Source organism: Variovorax sp. 770b2, from assembly GCF_900115685.1.
Classification (GTDB): Bacteria; Pseudomonadota; Gammaproteobacteria; order Burkholderiales; family Burkholderiaceae_C; genus Variovorax.
Map to the genome: position 1 here is coordinate 3258449 of NZ_FOXJ01000001.1, position 20059 is coordinate 3278507.

A 20059-nucleotide genomic window follows, 5' to 3' on the forward strand; every position below is an offset into this window, starting at 1 on the left:
GTCGACAAGCTGCTCACGCTGCTGTTGGTCGAGCTCAAGCCAGTCGACAGGCTTGAGATGCCGCTGGTTGCAGTGCTCAGGCCGGACGAAGTGGAGGTCGACAAGCTGCTGACACTGCTATTGGTGGAGCTCAAGCCAGTGGAGAGGCTGGATATCCCGCTGGTCGCCGTGCTCAAGCCCGAAGAGGTCGAAGTCGAGAGGCTTGAGATGCTGCTGGTCGCGGTGCTCAGGCCCGACGACGTGGAGGTCGAGAGGCTAGTGACACTGCTGTTGGTCGAGCTCAAGCCGGTGGAAAGGCTAGAGATGCCACTGGTGGCAGTGCTCAGTCCGGACGACGTCGATGTCGACAGGCTGCTCACACGGCTATTCGTCGAGCTCAGGCCGGTAGACAGGCTGGAGATGCCGCTGGTTGCCGTGCTCAGGCCGGACGACGTCGATGTCGACAAGCTGCTCACGCTGCTATTCGTGGTGCTCAGGCCAGTCGAAAGACTCGATATACCGCTGGTCGCCGTGCTCAAACCCGACGACGTGGACGTCGACAGGCTGCCGACGCTGCTGTTGGTCGAGCTCAGACCAGTCGAAAGGCTCGATATACCGCTGGTCGCCGTGCTCAGGCCCGACGACGTCGAAGACGACAGGCTGCTCACGCTGCTGTTCGTGGTGCTCAGACCGGTAGACAGGCTCGAGACGCTGCTGGCCGCGGTGCTCAGGCCCGACGATGTCGAGGACGACAGGCTGCTCACGCCGCTGTTGGTTGTGCTCAGTCCCGTGGACAGGCTCGAAATGCCGCTGGAGACGGAAGTCGACAGCGACGTCAACTGGCCAAAGTTCACTGCATCGGTGGGGTTCGCACCCGCTGCGACGTTGGTGAGGACCACCGGCGCCGCGGCGCCCACACCGCCCAGGGTGATCTTGGTGTGGCTCGCGTCGTCGTACTGAACCGAGTTGGCCAGGCCGGTCGACAGGCTGCCGATACCGCTCGTGGCCGTGCTCAGGCCGCTGGACAGGCTGGAGATGCCGCTGGTCGCGGAGTTCAGTCCGGTCGACAGGCTCGATATGCCGCTGGTGGCCGTGCTCAGACCCGACGACGTCGAAGTCGACAGGCTGCTGGCGCTGCTGTTCGTGGTGCTCAGACCGGTAGACAGGCTCGAGATACCGCTGGTCGCCGTGCTGAGGCCGGACGACGTCGAGGTCGACAGGCTGCTGATACGGCTCGTCGCGGTGCTCAGGCCGCTCGAAGTAGAAGTCGACAGGCTGCTCACGCTGCTGTTCGTCGAACTCAGGCCGGTGGACAGGCTGGAGACGCCGCTGGTCACCGTGCTCAGCCCGGACGAGGTCGAAGTCGACAAGCTGCTGATGCCACTGGTCGCCGTGCTCAACCCGCTCGACGTCGAGGCGGACAAGCTGTTCACGCTGCTGTTCGTGGAACTCAGGCCGGTGGACAGGCTGCCGATGCCACTCGTGGCCGTGCTCAAGCCGGTCGACGTGGAAGCCGAGAGGCTGCTCACGGCGCTGTTGGTCGAGCTCAGGCCGGTGGACAAGCTGGAGACGCCGCTGGTCGCTGTGCTCAAACCCGACGACGTCGAGGACGACAGACTGCTGACGCTGCTGTTGGCCGAGCTCAGACCGGTCGACAGGCTGGAGATACCACTGGTCGCCGTACTCAGGCCAGAAGAGGTCGATGTCGACAAGCTGCTGATGCTGCTGGTCGCCGTACTCAGCCCGCTCGACGTCGACGTGGACAAGCTGCTTAAGCCGCTGTTCGTGGAACTCAGGCCCGTTGACAGACTGGAGATGCCGCTGGTGGCGGTGCTGAGGCCGGACGACGTGGAGGTCGACAAGCTGCTTACGGCGCTGTTCGTCGAACTCAGCCCTGTGGACAGACTCGAAACGCCGCTGGCGCTGCTGCTCAAGCCCGTCGAGAGGCTGCTGACGCTGCTGTTGGTCGAGCTCAAGCCTGTGGACAGGCTGGAAATGCCGCTGGTGGCGGTGCTCAGGCCAGACGAAGTGGAGGTCGACAAGCTGCTGATACTGCTGGTCGCCGTGCTCAGGCCGGACGAGGTCGAGGTCGACAGGCTGCTCACGCCGCTGTTGGTCGAGCTAAGACCAGTCGAAAGGCTCGAAATGCCGCTGGTTGCAGTGCTGAGACCCGAAGAAGTCGAAGTCGACAGGCTGCTCACGCTGCTGTTCGTGGAGCTCAAACCAGTAGACAGGCTCGAAATACCGCTGGTTGCCGTACTCAGACCCGAAGAGGTCGAGGTCGACAAGCTGCTGATGCGACTGGTCGCCGTGCTCAGGCCGCTCGACGTCGAAGTCGACAGGCTGCTCACGCTGCTGTTCGTGGAGCTCAAACCCGTCGACAGGCTCGCGATGCCGCTCGTGGCGGTGCTCAGCCCGGACGAAGTCGATGTCGACAGACTGCTGATGCTGCTGCCAGTCGTGCTCAATCCGGAAAACAGTTGGCTTCCGTTGATCGCGTCCGTGGATGTGGATGTGACACGACCTGCTGCCACATTGGTGACTTGGCGCTCGTTACCCGCCGAACCGACACTGACCACGCCAACTGGCGCAGATCCGGCGAACCCGCCGTATGTCACCCCGCCGACTGTTGCGCTGGCAACGCCGTTTGCTGCGGCCGTCGAAGCGCCGTCACCCAACGCTACGCTGCGTGCATTGTTCGAAACCGCACCGCGACCGATGGCAATGCCCGACGTAGCCGCAGCCACGACCGACGATTCGCCGCCAATGGCGATGGCGTCGGTTGCGGCGGCATTTGCGCCAGCCACCGCATTCCCGCCAAGGGCAACGGCCCCGGTGGCCGATGAAGTCGCGCTATCACCGATCGCAACGCCGGACGCGCTGCTGGCCTTGGCCGAGTTGCCCAAGGCGACGGCCTTTGTGCCCGCTACTGTGTTGGCGCCCAGAGCAACGGCATTGGTCGAGGTGGTGTTGGCGTTTTCGCCGATCGCGACGGATGCACCGCCGTTTGCAACCGCCAGCACACCAACCGCCACCGCGTTGGCCCCCAGAGCCTTGGCTCCGGTGTCCTCGGTCAGAGCGCCGCCGATGGCGACGCTGTTCAAGCCCGCCGCGTTGCTGCTGCGGCCGATGGCGATGGCCTGCTCGCCCGAAGCCACGGACCCGCCTTTGCCCGTGCCGTTGCCTCCACCGATGGCAACCGAAGACGTCCCACTGGCGTTGGCATCGTTGCCGAGCGCGAATGCGCCGGCATTGCCGTTAGCCTTCGCCCCGGAACCAATGGCGGTTGCGCTACCGCCAACGGCGGTGGCGCTCGCGTTGTTGCCGATGGCGATGTTATAGCCGCCGCCGCCGTTGGTCGTGGCGCCGTTGCCCAAGGCGACGTCGGCCGTGTTGGACGCGACGGCACTGAAACCAACGGCCGTCGCGCCAGTGCCGCCAGCGCTTGCCAAAGAGCCGATAGCCACAGCATTCGCGCCAGCTGCGTTCGCCCTTGTGGTCGCCGTGTTGCCCGATCCGATGGCAACGCCAGTGGCCGACGCCGCACCGACCGTCGCGCTGGTGCCTATATATGAGGCTCGCGCGCCTGGCGCAAAGCCCGTGGCCGCAACCACGAGAGCGACCGCAACAGCCACAGTCGACTTGCTGCTGCGCTTGCCCCGAGCCGAGGTGAGTTCGGAAGCCGCCACCCACGCGCCGAGCGCTTCATTCCAAATACTACGGTATGACTTGTTCATTAGATTCGAGCTCGGTTCACAGAGGGACTGACACAGGTCGGCATCCAAACGACAGCTGCCACGGCTGGTCGCTGGACATCAGGCGCAAAGACGCGCGTGTGCTTACAGGAATGCTGGAATGTACGCATCCGTTTACATTCTTGATGCACTGCAGCAATGAAAACCGAAAATTGAGGATTTAGTTCACAAAATCTCGTGGTTCACCGGGCAATGCGTGAACGGCTGTTGCGGCCAGACGACGGGGCCGCGGGGCGCCACCTAGAATTGCGAGCGCCCTGCCAGACCCTGGCTTCGCCATTCAAGGACGCCCCGATGAAGCAGCTTTTTCTCCGCCTCTTTGCCGTATTTGCATTTACCGCGAGCGCTTCGTGTGCCTTGGCCCAAGAAGGCACCTCGGCAGACGAACTGGTCCAGGCGGCTCTAACCGGCTTGCGCCAGATCGATGAGAACCGTTCCGCAGAGCTGTGGGATGCCACCTCCGCCTTCGTGAAAACGAGGCTTCCGAAGGCGGAATTCGTGAGCAACATGCAACGCACCCGCCAGACGGTCGGCACCGTGGTCCGCCGCGACTGGGCCAGCGTGGTGCGCATTCGCTATCTGGATGACAGCAGTGGCGTGCCAGCCGGCCAGTACGCCAACGTCGACTTCGCCACGCATCTCAACAACGACAAGACCGTCTTCGAAAAGGTCAGCTTCCGCCTGGAGCCCGGCGGCTGGAAACTGACCGGCTACGTCCCCCGCGAAACGCAATGACCCCCGGCACCGGCCTGCGCATCGGCATCACCATCGGCCTCCACCACGAGGCCGAGACCCTCTGGAACAACGGCATCAAGCAAAACGCCGTATTCCTGGCCGAAGCCCTCAAGCACTGCCCCAACGTCGCCTCGGTCGTCCTGGTCAACACCACCGCCATCTCCATCACCCCCGCCCTGCCCTGGGACCAGGCCCGCTGGCCCACCGTGACCTTCGAAGCGGCCAAGGACACCGTCGACGTGCTGATCGAGCTCGGCGGGCAGATCGACGGCACGCAGACCGACTACCTGAAGCAGCGCGGTGCACGGCTGGTGTCGTACTGCTGCGGCTTCGAGTACGTCCATGCCATGGAGTCGATGCTGTTCAACAAGCCCCTCTGGGGCCAGAACCTGTATGTCAACCAGCGCTACGACGACATCTGGATGGTTCCGCAGGTCGCCAACATCAGCCAGCCGTACTTCGAGGTGCTGCGCCGCACCGAGGCGCGCGCGGTGCCTTTCGTCTGGAGCCCGGTGTTTCTGGACGAGCGCACGCGCGCCCTGCCCGACGCCGGCGTGTACCAGCCCCGCAGCGGGCCGCGCCGGCTCAGCGTGATGGAGCCGAACATCAACGTCGTGAAGTTCTGTCTTTATCCGATCCTGGTTGCCGAACTGTCCTACCGCGCGCGGCCCGACGCCATCGCCCTCCTTCAGGTCACCAACGCCGAGCGGATGGCCAAGGAGAACATGGAGTTCATCATGCTGATGAACCAGCTCGACCTGGTCCGCGAACACAAGGCCGTGTTCCTCGGCCGGCACGAAACGCCCGTGTTCCTCGCCGAGAGCACCGACATCGTGGTTTCCCACCAGTGGGAGAACCCGCTCAACTACTTTTACCTGGAGACCTGCTGGCAGGGCTACCCGCTGGTGCACAACGCGCACCTGTGCGCGGACCTGGGCTACTACTACCAGGGCAACGACGTGGCCGCGGGCAGCGCCCGCGTGCTCGAAGCCATCGACACCCACGATGCACAGGCCCCCGCGTACCGCGAGCGCCAGCGCCGCCTGATCGATCGCTACCTCCCCGGCAACGCGGCAGCCACCGAGGTCTACAACGACCTGCTGCTCGGCCTGATGCAGCGCCCTGCCCGATGAACGGAACCCGCCATGCTTGAACCCTCCGAACTCCGGCAGTTTTTCCCGGTGGTCGTCTCGCCCAGCCACGACGGCAAGTTCTTCCAGAACTACGTGACGTCGCTGCTGAACTTCGCCATCGAAGCCGAGCGCGCCGGCATGCGCATGCAGGTGCTGTTCCACCAGGGCGAGAGCCTGGTGACGCGCGCGCGGAACAACTGCGTGGCCCAGTTCCTGGCCAACCCGCACTGGACGCACCTGTTCTGGATCGACGCCGACGTCGGCTTCTCGGCACAGGCGGCCTTCCGGCTGCTGCTGTCGGGCTACGACATCGCCGCCGGCGTCTATCCGCTCAAGCGCGAGAACTGGCCCGCCGAAGGCGTACCCGCAGGCACGACGCAGCAACAGTTCGAAGCCACCTTCACCCGCTACACGGTCAACGCGAAGGCGTCCGAAGTCACCTCCAAGGTCGAGCTCGAAGTGCAGCCCGACGGCTTCATGAAGATGACCGAGGCGCCGACCGGCTTCATGGTGATCAAGCGCGCTGTGTTCGAGCGCCTCGTGGCCAGCTACCCCGACCTGAACTACGTGCCCGACAGCATCGGCGAGGCCGACCGCGGCCTGCACTACCGGTTCTTCGATGTGATGGTCGACCCGGAAACGCGCCGCTACCTGTCGGAAGACTACGGCTTCTGCCGCCTGTGGTCGGGGCTGGGCGAGTCGATCTACATCGACGCGAACTCCAACCTGAGCCACCAGGGCGCCAAGATGTACCGCGGCGATTTCGCCAACTCGCTGCTGACCTCGCTGCCCCACGCCGTGGGCGGCCCTGCCGGCGCGGCGATGGTGCTCAGGGGCGAGGAACACCTCAAGCCGAACGTGCCGGGATAAACAAGGCACGAGCAAACGCAGCGCCCACGAAAAAGCCCCGCCGAAGCGGGGCTTTTTCAATGCGCAGACCTGAAGACGATCAGGCCGCAGCCGTCTCGGCCACCTTGTAGTCGTCGATCTTGTCGAAGTTCAGGTATTGGTAGATCTGGCTGCTCGACGCATCGAGCACGCCCGTCGCGGCCATGTATTCCTCGCGCGTCGGGATGCGGCCCAGGCGCGAGCAGATCGCGGCCAGTTCGGCCGAGCCGAGGTACACGTTGGTGTTCTTGCCCAGGCGGTTGGGGAAGTTGCGGGTGCTGGTGGACATCACCGTCGCACCTTCGCGCACCTGCGCCTGGTTGCCCATGCACAGCGAGCAGCCCGGCATTTCGGTGCGCGCGCCGGCATTGCCGAACACGCCGTAGTGGCCTTCCTCGGTGAGCTGCTGCGCGTCCATCTTGGTCGGCGGTGCGATCCACAGCTTGACCGGGATGTCGCGCTTGCCTTCGAGCAGCTTGGAGGCCGCACGGAAGTGGCCGATGTTGGTCATGCACGAACCGATGAACACCTCGTCGATCACGGCACCGGCCACATCGCTGAGCGTCTTCACGTCGTCCGGGTCGTTCGGGCAGGCCACGATGGGTTCGTGGATCTCGGCCAGGTCGATCTCGATGACGGCCGCGTAGTCGGCGTCGGCATCGCCCTTGAGCAGTTGCTGGTCGGCCAGCCAGGCTTCCTGCGCGGCGATGCGGCGCGCCAGCGTGCGGGCGTCGGCGTAGCCTTCGGCAATCATCCACTTCATCAGCGTGATGTTGCTGTTGATGTATTCGGCGATCGGTTCCTTGTTCAGGTGCACCGTGCAGCCGGCGGCCGAGCGCTCGGCCGAGGCGTCGCTCAGCTCGAAGGCTTGTTCGACCTTCAGGTCGGGCAGGCCTTCGATTTCCAGGATGCGGCCCGAGAAGATGTTCTTCTTGCCTTGCTTGGCCACCGTCAGCAGGCCCGCCTTGATGGCGTACAGCGGAATCGCGTTGACCAGGTCACGCAGCGTGACGCCGGGCTGCATCTTGCCCTTGAAGCGCACGAGCACCGATTCGGGCATGTCCAGCGGCATCACGCCGGTGGCGGCCGCGAAGGCCACCAGGCCTGAGCCCGCGGGGAAGCTGATGCCGATGGGGAAACGGGTGTGGCTGTCGCCGCCGGTGCCCACGGTGTCGGGCGTCAGCAGGCGGTTGAGCCACGAATGGATCACGCCGTCGCCCGGGCGCAGCGAGACGCCGCCGCGGTTGGCCATGAACTCGGGCAGTTCGTGGTGCATCTTGACGTCGACCTTCTTCGGGTACGCCGCCGTGTGGCAGAACGACTGCATCACGAGGTCGGCCGAGAAGCCCAGGCAGGCCAGGTCTTTCAGCTCGTCGCGCGTCATCGGGCCGGTGGTGTCCTGCGAGCCGACCGAAGTCATCTTGGGTTCGCAATACGTGCCCGGGCGAACGCCCTGGCCTTCGGGCAGGCCGCAGGCGCGGCCGACCATCTTCTGTGCGAGCGAGAAGCCCTTCTTGGTGTCCACCGGGCTTTGCGGCAGGCGAAACAGCGTGGAGACCGGCAAGCCCAGCGCCTCGCGCGCCTTGGTCGTGAGGCCGCGGCCGATGATCAGCGGAATGCGGCCGCCGGCGCGCACTTCGTCGAACAGCACGTCGCTCTTGACGGTGAATTCGGCGATGACCTTGCCGTCCTTCAGCGCCTTGCCTTCATAGGGACGCAGCTCGACCACGTCGCCCATGTTCATCTGCGCCACGTCGAGCTCGATCGGGAGCGCGCCCGAGTCTTCCATGGTGTTGTAGAAGATCGGCGCGATCTTGCCGCCGAGGCAGACGCCGCCGAAACGCTTGTTCGGCACGAACGGAATGTCTTCGCCGGTGAACCACAGCACCGAGTTGGTGGCGCTCTTGCGCGACGAACCCGTGCCGACCACGTCGCCGGCGTAGGCCACGAGGTGGCCGCGCGCGCGCAGGTCTTCGATGAACTTCACCGGGCCGCGCTTGCCGTCTTCTTCAGGGACGATGCCGGGGCGTGCGTTCTTGTGCATCGCCAGGGCGTGCATCGGAATGTCGGGACGCGTCGTCGCATCGGGTGCGGGCGACAGGTCGTCGGTGTTGATTTCGCCAGCCACCTTGAAGATGCTGACGGTGATGCTCTCGGGCACTTCGGGGCGGCTGGTGAACCACTCGGCATCGGCCCAGCTTTGCAGCACGCCCTTGGCGTGGACGTTGCCCTTGTCGGCCTTTTCCTTGACGTCGTGGAACTGGTCGAACATCAACAGGGTCTTCTTCAGGCCCTCGGCCGCCACGGCACCGACTTCGGCGTCGTCCAGCAGATCGATCATCGGGCTGATGTTGTAGCCGCCGAGCATGGTGCCGAGCAGTTCGGTGGCGCGGGCGCGCGAGAGGAATGCGCTCTTCTCGGTGCCATGCGCCACGGCTGCGAGGTAGCTTGCCTTGACCTTGGCCGCGTCGTCCACGCCGGCGGGCACGCGATAGGTGAGCAGCTCGAGCAGGAAGGCGCCGTCCTTTTCGTTCGCGCTCTTCAAGAGCTCGATCGCTTCAGAGGTTTGCTTGGCGCTCAGGGGCAGCGGCGGGATACCGAGCGCGGCGCGTTCGGCAACATGGTCAACGTAGGCTTGCAACATCTTCTTTTCTCCGGAAACTGGGCTGGCGGGCATGCAGCGCGGCAAGCAAGAGCCGCGCCGCATCCCTGGTGGGGGCTCTTACTTCTTGGCCGGATCGGCGCCTTCGAAAAGGCTCTTCGGCGGGTTCTTCTTCATTTCTTCGGCAAAGGCGACCTGGGCGGCCGTCTGGCATTCGTCGGCGATGCGCAGGCCCGCCTTCTGGTTCATCAGCATGGACTTGTTGCCCAGCTGGAGCCACATGGCGCCGGCACGCGGGTCTTCCAGGCGGATGGCGCCGGTGCGGCTTTCGACCGGGTGCATGCGGTACTTCAGGCCCTTGGTGGTCACGTTGAAGAAGCCGGGCTTCTTTTCGTCTTCTGTCACGGTCACGTCGGCGCCGAGTTCGCACTGGGCCTTGCCGGTGGACACGCGCTTGGCGACTGCCAGGTCGGCGTCGGTGAGGACGACGTTGGTTTCGTCGGCGATCGGCGTGACTTCCTCGACAGCCTTGGCCGCCTTGCGGGTGACCTGGCGCTTGGGCGGCGCCTTCTTGGCTTCGGTGGACTTGGCGGCCGGCTTGGCGGGCGCCGCAGTCTGTGCCATGGCACCGAACGGCAGAGCCAGGGCCAGTGCGGCGATCAGGGCAATTTTCTTCATGTGTGGGTTTCCTTGAGGCTGGGTTCGAAGGTTTCGTTTCAGGAGGCCGCGACTGCAAACCAGGCTTTCGCCTCGGGGGGCAACGCGCGCCCTGTTGCGTGGGCGCGCGTCAGGACCTGCCAGAAATGGCGGTAGCTCGCGCGGTCGTGCAATGTGCCATCAATTTGTGTCGGCGCCCAATCCGCAGCGGCGGCTTTTGCAATGATTTGTGTAGCAATCTGGATTTGTGCCTCATCGGGCGCAAACGCCTCCAGGATGGGGCGGATCTGGTTCGGGTGGATGCTCCACATCCGCGTGTAGCCGAATTCGGCCGCCGCCTTGCGGGCCGCGACGCGCATCGCGTCGGTGTCGTTGAATTCGGTCACCACGCAGTGCGAAGGCACCTTGCCGTAGGCATGCGCCGCCGAGGCGATGGCCAGCTTGGCGCGCACCACCAGCGGGTGGGTGAACTGGCCGGCCGCACCCATGCCATCGGAGGGAATGGCGCCGGCATGCGCCGACACGAAATCCATCAGGCCGAAGCTGAGCGACTGCACGCGCGGATGCGCGGCGATCTCGAAGGCGTTGTGCACCGCCAGGGGCGATTCGATCAGCACGTGCAGCGGCAGCGCATCGGCATCGGCCGCTTCGAGCGCGGCGACGGCCTGCCACACGTCGGCCACCGATTCGACCTTGGGCACCATGAGGTGGCTCAGGCGCTGGCCGGCGCGTCCGGCGATGGTGATCACGTCGCCGGCAAATGCGCGGTGATCGACTGGGTGCACGCGCACGCCGACACGCATGCCGGGCCTGGCGGCGAGCGCCAATTCAGTGACCAGCGCGGCATGTTCCGCCTCGCCGCCCACCGGGGCGCCGTCTTCGCAATCGAGGGTGACGTCGAACACGCAGGCGCCGAACTCCTCGGCCATCTCGGCCTGCAGCGCGAGGCTCTTCTTCATGCGCGCTTCGACGCCGCTGTAGTGGTCGCACACGGGCAGCGTCACGGCGCCGGCTTGCGCGCCCAGCAGCACTTCACCCGGATGGACGGCCTGGGTCATGCTTTTTTCTGCGCCACGATGAACATGCGCGGGAACGCGAGCAGCCGCTTGCCGTCGGTACGCGCCGGGTAGGCCTCGTTCACGCGGCGCTCGTATTCGGCGAGGTAGCTCGCCTGCAGGTCGGGCGGCAGCCGGTCGACGAAGGGCTTCAGGCCCGTGCCGCGCACCCATTCGACGATGGACGCGGCATCGGCCATGCGGTGCTGGTAGATCGTGTGCCAGACATCGACGTTGGCGGCATGCGGCGCCAAGAGGTCGTAGTAGCCGCCGAGCGGCAGCAGCTGGGTGCGCAGCCGGTCGGCATCGCCGATGGGCTCGGCCCAGGGCGCTTCGGCCGCCAGCGCGCGCATCAGGCGGTGCGTGGGCTCCTGGCGGTTGTCGGGCATCTGGACGGCGAGCACGCCGCCCGGGGCCAGCGCGTCGAACAGGCGCGGGATCAGCGTTTCGTGATCCGGCACCCATTGCAGGGACGCGTTGGCGTAGATGAGGTCGGGCGCTTGGTCTTGCGGCGCCCAGGTCGCGATGTCGCTCAACTCGAAGCGCGCACCGGGCAGGCGCTCGCGCGCGCTGACCAGCATGGCTTCGGAGTTGTCGGTACCGAGGGCTTTTGCCTTCGGGAACCGGTTGACCAGCAGCTCGGTGGAGTTGCCCGGCCCGCAACCGAGGTCGACCACGCGGTCGGCTTCGGCCAATGGCACCCGCGCCAGGAGTTCCTGTGCGGGTCGTGTGCGCTCGTCCTCGTAGCGACGGTAGAGCGCGGGGTTCCAGTCGAGCATGCGGGGCTGGCCTTGCTTACAGCAGGTGGGCCACGCCGGCGCGTTCGCCTTCGAGTTCTTCGAGGGTCTTGTTGATGCGCTCCTGGCTGAATGCGTCGATCTCCAGGCCTTCGACCAGCTTGTACTCACCGTTTTCGCAGGTGACCGGGAAGCCGAACATCACGTCCTTCGGAATGCCGTACTGGCCGTCCGACGGAATGCCCATCGTGACCCACTTGCCGTTGGTGCCCAGGGCCCAGTCGCGCATGTGGTCGATGGCGGCGTTGGCAGCCGAGGCGGCCGACGACAGGCCGCGGGCCTCGATGATCGCCGCGCCGCGCTTGCCGACGGTCGGAAGGAACGTGTTGGCGTTCCATTCCTGGTCGTTGATCAGCTTGGCGACGCTTTCGCCGTTGACGGTGGCAAAGCGGTAGTCGGCGTACATCGTGGGCGAGTGGTTGCCCCAGACGGTGAGCTTCTCGATGTCGGCCACGGCCTTGCCGGTCTTGGCGGCGATCTGGCTGGCAGCGCGGTTGTGGTCCAGGCGCAGCATGGCGGTGAAGTTCTTGCGCGGCAGGTCGGGTGCGCTCTTCATGGCGATGTAGGCATTGGTGTTGGCGGGGTTGCCGACCACCAGCACCTTGACGTTGCGGCTGGCGACGGCGTTCAGGGCCTTGCCCTGCGCGGTGAAGATGGCGCCGTTGACGGCCAGCAGTTCGGCACGTTCCATGCCTGGGCCGCGGGGGCGCGAACCGACCAGGAGGGCGTAGTCGGCGTCCTTGAAGGCGGTCATCGGGTCGCCGTGGGCTTGCATGCCGGCCAGCAGCGGGAAGGCGCAGTCGTCCAGCTCCATCATCACGCCCTTGAGGGCCTTCTGGGCTTTCTCGTCGGGGATCTCGAGCAGTTGCAGGATGACCGGCTGGTCCTTGCCGAGCATTTCGCCGGATGCGATACGGAACAACAGGGCGTAACCGATTTGACCGGCGGCACCGGTGACGGCAACGCGGACGGGCTTTTTGCTCATGGGAAGACTCCAGAAGGTGATGAAACGGTGTCGGCGCTCTCGTGGGGCGCCAAGGTCCGACGGGGGAAACAGCGTCCCGCGGCGCGAGACCGGCCCGCATTTTAAGCCGATTCAATGAGCCTCGTCTTATGTCTTATATAAGATATCCTCTGGGGGTCCGCCACGGCGCACCCCACCGCTGCCATGAACACCCCCACGCCTCTCGACGAGCCCCCTACGCCGTCCTTCAGTCCGCTCTACCAGCAGATCAAGACCTTGATCCTGCAGAGCCTGCAGGCGGGCGAGTGGAAGCCGGGCGAACCCATTCCGAGCGAGATGGACTTGGCCGTGCGCTATCGCGTGAGCCAGGGCACGGTGCGCAAGGCCATCGACGAGCTGTCGGCCGAAAACCTGGTGGTGCGCCGCCAGGGCAAAGGCACCTTCGTCGCCACGCATGCCGAGCAGCATGTGCAGTACCGCTTCCTCAAGCTGGTGCCCGATGCCGGCGACCCGAACACCGAAGGCCCGGCCGAACGCACCATCGTCGACTGCAAGCGCCAGCGCGCATCGGCCGACGTGGCGCGCGCGCTCGGCCTTCGCACCGGCGACGCCGTGCTGCAGGTGCGCCGCGTGCTCGCCTATGCGGGCGTGCCGACCATCCTGGAAGACCTCTGGCTGCCCGGCACGCCCTTCAAGGGACTCACGGCCGAGCGGCTGCGCGCATGGCCCGGCCCGATGTACTCGCTCTTCGAAACCGAGTTCGGCGTGCGCATGGTGCGCGCCGAAGAAAAGATCCGCGCCGTGCTGCCCGATGCGGAGCAGGCCCTCCTGCTCGACGTGACGGCGCAGATGCCGCTCCTGAGCGTCGAGCGCGTGGCGCACACCTACCACGACATGCCGATGGAGCTGCGCCGCGGCCTCTATCGCACCGACACGCACCACTATCGCAATCAGCTCGGCTGACAGCGCCCGGACATGGACCATCGATTCAATCGCCTTGCATCGCCCGCACACCGCGCGCAACATGCTCCGAAGTCAATAGCAACCCACTGCCGCAGTGCGCCGACTCGGACGCGACCGATGCGCGATGGTGCATTGCAATAGAATTTTGCGTTGTTTGCATTTCCGCAGAAGAAACAAAAGCGTTCGCTCTCAGAACAAGCCAACAAGTCACAAAGCCACGAAAGCATCCCCTCAATGACAGAGCTTGCAACTCCCCCCCGGCCACCGCGTCGCGAATTCCGAAACATCAATGCCTTCACCGATCTCACGACCTATCGGCTCCCGCCGGCCGGCATCGTGTCGATCCTGCACCGCGTGAGCGGCGTGCTGATGTTCCTGCTGCTGCCGTTCATCATCTGGATGTTCGACACCTCGCTCTCATCGGACTATTCGTTCGCCAGATTCAAGGCCGCATTCAACAGCGGCCTTGGTTTCGTTCCGGGTTGGTTTTTCAAGCTGGTGGCACTCGCGCTCATCTGGGCTTACCTGCACCACTTCATCGCGGGCCTGCGCCACCTCTGGATGGACGTGAGCCATGCGGCCGTGACCAAGGAATTCGGTCATACCTCGGCCGTCGTCACGCTGGCACTGAGCGTCCTGCTCACCGTGGTGCTCGGCGCCAAGCTGTTCGGCCTGTACTGAGAAGGAGCCACCCATGTCTGTGAATTACGGCTCCAAGCGCATCGTCGTCGGCGCGCATTACGGTTTGCGCGACTGGCTCAGCCAGCGCATCACGGGCGGCCTGATGGCGCTCTTCACGATCATCCTGCTCGCGCAGCTGATCTTCTCGCGCGGCCCCATCGGCTACGACCTGTGGGCCGGCATCTTCGCCGCGCAGTGGATGAAGGTGCTGACCTTCTCGGTGATCGTCGCCCTGCTCTATCACGTGTGGGTCGGCATGCGCGACGTGTGGATGGACTACGTCCAGCCCGTCGGCATCCGTCTCGCGCTGCAAATTTTCACCATCGTCTGGCTTGTCGGTTGTGCGGGTTGGGCCATTCAAGTGCTTTGGAAGATCTGACCTGACATCCCCACCATGACCTACACAAAAGAACAAATCACCAAGCGCAAGTTCGACGTCGTGATCGTCGGCGCCGGCGGGTCCGGCATGCGCGCATCGCTGCAACTGGCGCGCGCCGGCCTCAACGTGGCCGTGCTCTCCAAGGTGTTCCCGACGCGCTCGCACACCGTCGCCGCGCAAGGCGGCGTGGGCGCATCGCTCGGCAACATGAGCGAGGACAACTGGCATTACCACTTCTACGACACGATCAAGGGCTCCGACTGGCTCGGCGACCAGGACGCGATCGAGTTCATGTGCCGCGAAGCCCCGAAGGTCGTGTACGAGCTCGAGCACTTCGGCATGCCTTTCGACCGCAACCCCGACGGCACCATCTACCAGCGTCCGTTCGGCGGCCACACGGCCAACTACGGCGAGAAGCCCGTGCAGCGCGCCTGCGCCGCGGCCGACCGCACCGGCCACGCGATGCTGCACACGCTCTATCAGAAGAACGTCGAAGCCCGCACGCAGTTCTTCGTCGAATGGATGGCGCTGGACCTCATCCGTGACGACGAAGGCGATGTGGTCGGCGTGACCGCGCTCGAAATGGAAACCGGCGACCTGCACATCCTGCAGGCCAAGACCGTGCTGCTGGCCACCGGCGGCGCGGGCCGCATCTTCCAGGCCTCGACCAATGCCTTCATCAACACCGGCGACGGCCTGGGCATGGCGGCGCGCTCGGGCATTCCGCTGCAGGACATGGAGTTCTGGCAGTTCCACCCGACCGGCGTGGCCGGCGCGGGCGTGCTGCTCACCGAAGGCTGCCGCGGCGAAGGCGCCATCCTGCTCAACAGCAACGGCGAACGCTTCATGGAGCGCTATGCGCCCACGCTGAAGGACCTGGCACCGCGCGACTTCGTCTCGCGCTCCATGGACCAGGAAATCAAGGAAGGCCGAGGCTGCGGTCCCAACAAGGACTACGTGCTGCTCAAGCTGGACCACCTGGGCGCCGACACCATCCACAAGCGCCTGCCTTCGGTGTACGAGATCGGCGTCAACTTCGCCAATGTCGACATCACCAAGGAACCGATTCCCGTCGTGCCGACCATCCACTACCAGATGGGCGGCATCCCGACCAACATCAACGGCCAGGTCGTCATCCAGAAGGGTGAAGAAAACAGCGCCGTGGTGAACGGCCTCTACGCCGTGGGCGAATGCTCCTGCGTGAGCGTGCACGGCGCGAACCGCCTGGGCACCAACTCGCTGCTCGACTTGCTGGTGTTCGGCCGCGCGGCTGGCAACCACATCGTCGAATTCAACGACAAGCTGAAGGAACACAAGGACCTCCCGAAGGATGCGGCCGACCGCACGCTGGAGCGCCTGAACCGCCTGGAATCGACCACCACCGGCGAATACGCACAGGACGTGGCCGGCGAGATCCGCGCCGTCATGCAGCAGCATGCCGCGGTGTTCCGAAAGCAAGCCTCGATGGACGAAGGCGTGGTCAAGATCGCCGCCGTGCGCGAGCGCGTCAATGCGATCGGCCTGAAGGACAAGTCCAAGGTGTTCAACACCGCCCGCATCGAAGCGCTGGAAGTGGACAACCTGATCGAAGTGGCGCAGGCCACGATGGTCTCGGCCGCAGCCCGCCGCGAATGCCGCGGCGCCCACACGGTGGAAGACTACGAACGTCCCGCGGACGATCCGGTGTCGCCGCTGGGCCGCGACGACGTCAACTGGATGAAGCACACGCTCTGGTACAGCCAGGACAACCGCCTCTCGTACAAGCCGGTCAAGCTGCAGCCGCTCACGGTGGCCTCGGTTCCGCCGAAGGTCCGCACGTTCTAAGTCACGGCTCACAGTCAGCCAAGTAAAAGCATTCACAAGGTCACCACGATGAAGCGCACATTCCAGATCTACCGCTACGACCCGGACAAGGACGCCAAGCCCTACATGCAGACCATCGAGATCGAACTCGACGGCCACGAACGCATGCTGCTGGACGCCCTGATGAAGCTCAAGGCGCAAGACCCGACGCTGTCGTTCCGCCGCTCCTGCCGCGAAGGCGTCTGCGGCTCGGACGCGATGAACATCAACGGCAAGAACGGCCTGGCTTGCCTTACCAACATGCTCACGCTCAAGGGCACGATCGTGTTGAAGCCGCTGCCGGGCCTGCCCGTCATCCGCGACCTGATCGTGGACATGACGCAGTTCTTCAAGCAGTACAACTCGATCAAGCCGTACCTGCAGAACGACAACGTGCCGCCCGAAAAGGAGCGCCTCCAGTCGCCCGAAGAGCGCGAAGAGCTCAACGGCCTGTACGAGTGCATCCTGTGCGCGAGCTGCTCCACGAGCTGCCCGAGCTTCTGGTGGAACCCCGACAAGTTCGTCGGCCCGGCCGGCCTCCTGCAGGCCTACCGCTTCATCGCCGACAGCCGCGACGAAGCCACCGCCGAACGCCTGGACAACCTGGAAGACCCGTACCGCCTGTTCCGCTGCCACACGATCATGAATTGCGTGGACGTGTGCCCGAAGAACCTGAACCCCACCAAGGCCATCGGCAAGATCAAGGAATTGATGGTGCGTCGCGCCATCTGATCCTTCTTCAAGAAATCACCATGCAAACCGCCGACGAACTCCAGCAGCCGCTCAGCGAACGTGCGCTGAGCAAGCTGAAATGGCGTTGCCGGCGCGGCCTGCTCGAAAACGACCTGTTCATCGCCCGCTTCTTCGAGCGGCACGAATCCCACATGACCAACGGTCAGGCGGGAGCGATGGAGACATTGATGGACCTGTCGGACAACGATCTCCTCGACCTTTTGCTGCGCAGGAAGGAGCCCGAGCCCGAATGGGCCGGTGCCGAGGTGGTCGCATTGCTGCAATTGATGCGCACCGACGGCGCCCAGCGCCCCGCAATCTCTCCTTCGTCCTGAATCCTCCTCTGAAAGTAAACCGAAATGAAAGCATCCGATACCAAGGCCACGCTGTCGTTCAGCAACGGCGGCGACAGCGTCGAACTGCCGATCTACAAGGGCACCGTCGGTCCCGACGTGATCGACATCCGCAAGCTGTACGCACAGACCGGCATGTTCACCTATGACCCGGGCTTCATGTCGACCGCCGCCTGCCAGTCGGCCATCACGTACATCGATGGCGACAAGGGCGAGCTGCTGTACCGCGGCTACCCGATCGAGCAGCTCGCGACCAACTGCGACTTCATGGAAACCTGCCACCTGCTGCTGTACGGCGAGCTGCCCGACGCGCCCAAGAAGGCCAACTTCACCAAGCTCGTGACGAACCACACGATGGTGAACGAGCAGATGCAGTTCTTCCTGCGGGGCTTCCGCCGCGACGCGCATCCGATGGCCATCATGACCGGCCTGGTGGGCGCCCTGTCGGCCTTCTATCACGACAGCACGGATATCAACAATCCCGAGCACCGCGAGATCGCAGCGATCCGCCTGATCGCGAAGATGCCCACGCTCGTGGCCATGGCCTACAAGTACACGATCGGCCAGCCGTACATGTACCCGAAGAACGACCTGAGCTATGCAGGCAACTTCCTGCACATGATGTTCGCCACGCCGTGCGAGGAGTACAAGGTGAACCCGGTGCTCGAGCGCGCACTCGACCGCATCTTCATCCTGCACGCAGACCACGAGCAGAACGCCTCGACCTCGACCGTGCGCCTGTGCGGCTCGTCGGGCACCAACCCCTTCGCGGCCATCGCGGCCGGCGTGGCCTGCCTCTGGGGCCCGGCCCACGGCGGCGCCAACGAAGCGGCGCTCAACATGCTCTACGACATCCAGAAGGAAGGCGGCGTGGAGAAGATCGGCGAGTTCATCAAGAAGGTCAAGGACAAGAACTCGAACGTCAAGCTCATGGGCTTTGGTCACCGCGTGTACAAGAACTACGACCCGCGCGCCAAGCTGATGCAGGAAACCTGCAACGAAGTGCTGACCGAGCTGGGCCTGGAACAGGACCCGCTCTTCAAGCTCGCCAAGGAGCTGGAAAAGATCGCGCTGGAAGACGAGTACTTCGTCTCGCGCAAGCTCTACCCGAACGTGGACTTCTACTCGGGCATCGTGCAGCGCGCCATCGGCATTCCGGTGCCGCTGTTCACCGCGATCTTCGCGCTGGCCCGCACGGTCGGCTGGATCGCCCAGCTGAACGAAATGATCGGCGACCCCGAGTACAAGATCGGCCGCCCGCGCCAGCTGTTCGAAGGTTCGCCCAAGCGCGATGTGAAGCCGATTTCGGCTCGCTGATCACCGGTCGCCTTCCGGTTTGAAAACAAAAAGCTGCCTTCGGGCAGCTTTTTTTTGGACCGCAGAATGACGATTCATCCAGCGCCCGCTGGATGCCACGCCAACCCTGCATGAAGGAGAAAAAGGAATGCCTGTTTTTCGACCCACGACCCGATGGCTCGCAAGCGCGTTGACCGGCGCCGCCGCGGCTCTCCTGTTCGGCTGCGCAGCGGCCGACACCCTCCCGGCGTCCTCCGATTCGGCGGAGTCCTTCGGGCCGCGACCGCAGATCGCACCCAAGGTCCTGATCATCAGCATGTTCGTGCCCGAAGCCCAGGTGTGGTGGGAGCCATTGAAGCTCACGCGCGAGATCAAGGTGCCGGGCCTGTCGGCCGACAACCAGTTGGTCCGGTGCAACGCCGATTCGGTGTGCCAGGTGACTACCGGCATGGGCCACACGAATGCCGCGACCTCGATCACGGCCCTGGTGTTCAGCGGAAAGTTCGATCTTTCGCGCACCTACTTCCTGGTCGCCGGCATCGCAGGCATCGACCCGCATGTCTCGACCATCGGCTCGGCCACGTGGGCGCGGTACCTGGTCGACTTCGGCATCGCGCACGAGATCGATGCGCGCGAAATGCCCTCGGGCTGGCCCTCGGGCTATTTCGGCATCGGCGCCAAGGACCCGGACTCGAAGCCCACCTTCGAATACCGGACCGAAGTCTTCAAATTGAACGAAAGGCTGCTGCAGAAGGCCCTGAGCCTGTCCGCCAGCGCGCCGTTGATCGACAACGACAAGGCACGCGCCTACCGCGCGCAGTACCTCGAACCGGCCGCCAGGACCCGTCCGTCGGTGCTGCAATGCGACACCGCCGCCGGCGACACCTACTGGCACGGCAAGTACCTGGGCGAAACCGCCACGCGCTGGGTGTCGGTCGTGACCGATGGGCAGGGCAAGTACTGCACGACCCAGCAGGAGGACAACGCAACCTACGAGGCACTGAAGCGGGGCTCACAGGCCGGACTGCTCGACCTGCAGCGCGTGGCGGTGCTGCGCACGGCTTCCAATTTCGACCGCCCGCATCCGAGGCAGACCGCCTATGACTCGCTCGCCGCCGATTCGGGCGGATTTCCACTGGCCACCGCCAATCTGGTGATCGCGGGTCGCCCGCTGGTCGATGCGATCGTCGGCAATTGGCCGGTCTGGCGCGCGGGGGTTCCTGCAAACTGACATGAAGAGCTCCCGCC

The 20059-nt window shown here is 64.8% G+C and carries 17 protein-coding genes; 11 read left to right on the forward strand and 6 right to left on the reverse strand.

All coding sequences use genetic code 11. The features are described from left to right. A partial coding sequence (locus BM133_RS15140) for an ESPR-type extended signal peptide-containing protein (protein WP_256219220.1) occupies window positions 1-3716 on the reverse strand: 3716 nt, incomplete at its 3' end. Window positions 3717-4028: 312 nt separating this feature from the next. Between BM133_RS15140 and BM133_RS15145 the strand changes: the two genes are divergently transcribed. The 3 genes from BM133_RS15145 to BM133_RS15155 are packed head-to-tail and all read left to right on the forward strand — an operon-like array spanning window position 4029 to window position 6472. Continuing rightward, on the forward strand, window positions 4029-4469 hold the full coding sequence (locus BM133_RS15145; RefSeq protein ID WP_177224808.1) for a DUF4019 domain-containing protein: 441 nt from the start codon (window positions 4029-4031) through the stop codon (window positions 4467-4469). Beyond that, the gene (locus tag BM133_RS15150) at window positions 4466-5602 is read left to right on the forward strand and encodes a DUF2827 domain-containing protein (RefSeq protein WP_093434799.1); all 1137 of its coding nucleotides are present in this window, start codon (window positions 4466-4468) and stop codon (window positions 5600-5602) included. The genes BM133_RS15145 and BM133_RS15150 overlap by 4 nt, the downstream gene beginning before the upstream one ends. A gap of 12 nt (window positions 5603-5614) precedes the next feature. After that, window positions 5615-6472, forward strand: coding sequence for a hypothetical protein (locus BM133_RS15155; RefSeq protein ID WP_093434801.1), 858 nt, complete (start codon window positions 5615-5617; stop codon window positions 6470-6472). 79 nt (window positions 6473-6551) lie between these two features. Here the strand turns inward: BM133_RS15155 and BM133_RS15160 are convergent, their stop codons facing one another. The 5 genes from BM133_RS15160 to BM133_RS15180 all read right to left on the reverse strand — a co-directional run bounded on the left by BM133_RS15160 (window position 6552) and on the right by BM133_RS15180 (window position 12586). Further along, window positions 6552-9134 (reverse strand): bifunctional aconitate hydratase 2/2-methylisocitrate dehydratase, encoded by a 2583-nt coding sequence (locus BM133_RS15160; protein WP_093434802.1) that lies wholly within the window; start codon window positions 9132-9134, stop codon window positions 6552-6554. A 78-nt stretch (window positions 9135-9212) separates the two neighbouring features. Next, window positions 9213-9770: a hypothetical protein gene (locus tag BM133_RS15165; protein WP_093434804.1), complete on the reverse strand. Its 558-nt coding sequence runs from the start codon at window positions 9768-9770 to the stop codon at window positions 9213-9215. A gap of 38 nt (window positions 9771-9808) precedes the next feature. Continuing rightward, window positions 9809-10807, reverse strand: coding sequence for an HpcH/HpaI aldolase/citrate lyase family protein (locus BM133_RS15170; protein WP_093434805.1), 999 nt, complete (start codon window positions 10805-10807; stop codon window positions 9809-9811). Continuing rightward, window positions 10804-11583 (reverse strand): trans-aconitate 2-methyltransferase, encoded by a 780-nt coding sequence (gene tam, locus BM133_RS15175; RefSeq protein WP_093434807.1) that lies wholly within the window; start codon window positions 11581-11583, stop codon window positions 10804-10806. Before tam ends, BM133_RS15170 begins: the two co-directional genes overlap by 4 nt. Window positions 11584-11599: 16 nt before the next feature. After that, window positions 11600-12586, reverse strand: coding sequence for a malate dehydrogenase (locus BM133_RS15180; protein ID WP_093434809.1), 987 nt, complete (start codon window positions 12584-12586; stop codon window positions 11600-11602). Between the two features lie 183 nt (window positions 12587-12769). On the opposite strand from BM133_RS15180, the gene BM133_RS15185 reads away from it, so the two are divergent. From BM133_RS15185 to BM133_RS15220, 8 genes are all read left to right on the forward strand, one after another. Then, the gene (locus BM133_RS15185) at window positions 12770-13528 is read left to right on the forward strand and encodes a GntR family transcriptional regulator (RefSeq protein WP_093434810.1); all 759 of its coding nucleotides are present in this window, start codon (window positions 12770-12772) and stop codon (window positions 13526-13528) included. Window positions 13529-13762: 234 nt separating this feature from the next. Next, the gene (gene sdhC, locus BM133_RS15190; protein WP_093434812.1) at window positions 13763-14209 is read left to right on the forward strand and encodes a succinate dehydrogenase, cytochrome b556 subunit; all 447 of its coding nucleotides are present in this window, start codon (window positions 13763-13765) and stop codon (window positions 14207-14209) included. A gap of 13 nt (window positions 14210-14222) precedes the next feature. Then, window positions 14223-14588, forward strand: a complete 366-nt coding sequence (sdhD, locus tag BM133_RS15195) for a succinate dehydrogenase, hydrophobic membrane anchor protein (RefSeq protein WP_093434813.1) — start codon at window positions 14223-14225, stop codon at window positions 14586-14588. A 15-nt stretch (window positions 14589-14603) separates the two neighbouring features. Further along, window positions 14604-16412, forward strand: a complete 1809-nt coding sequence (gene sdhA, locus BM133_RS15200; protein ID WP_093434815.1) for a succinate dehydrogenase flavoprotein subunit — start codon at window positions 14604-14606, stop codon at window positions 16410-16412. Window positions 16413-16460: 48 nt separating this feature from the next. Continuing rightward, complete coding sequence (locus tag BM133_RS15205; RefSeq protein ID WP_013540023.1) at window positions 16461-17162, forward strand: succinate dehydrogenase iron-sulfur subunit; 702 nt, start codon at window positions 16461-16463, stop codon at window positions 17160-17162. Between the two features lie 20 nt (window positions 17163-17182). Further along, window positions 17183-17497 carry an FAD assembly factor SdhE gene (locus tag BM133_RS15210; protein ID WP_013540022.1) on the forward strand — a complete coding sequence of 105 codons (315 nt, stop codon included), beginning with the start codon at window positions 17183-17185 and terminating at the stop codon, window positions 17495-17497. Between the two features lie 24 nt (window positions 17498-17521). Continuing rightward, entirely contained in the window at window positions 17522-18832 is a 1311-nt protein-coding gene (gene gltA, locus BM133_RS15215) for a citrate synthase (RefSeq protein WP_093434816.1), read from the forward strand. A 127-nt stretch (window positions 18833-18959) separates the two neighbouring features. Then, window positions 18960-20042: a purine-nucleoside phosphorylase gene (locus BM133_RS15220; RefSeq protein ID WP_093434818.1), complete on the forward strand. Its 1083-nt coding sequence runs from the start codon at window positions 18960-18962 to the stop codon at window positions 20040-20042. Window positions 20043-20059: the final 17 nt, after the last annotated feature.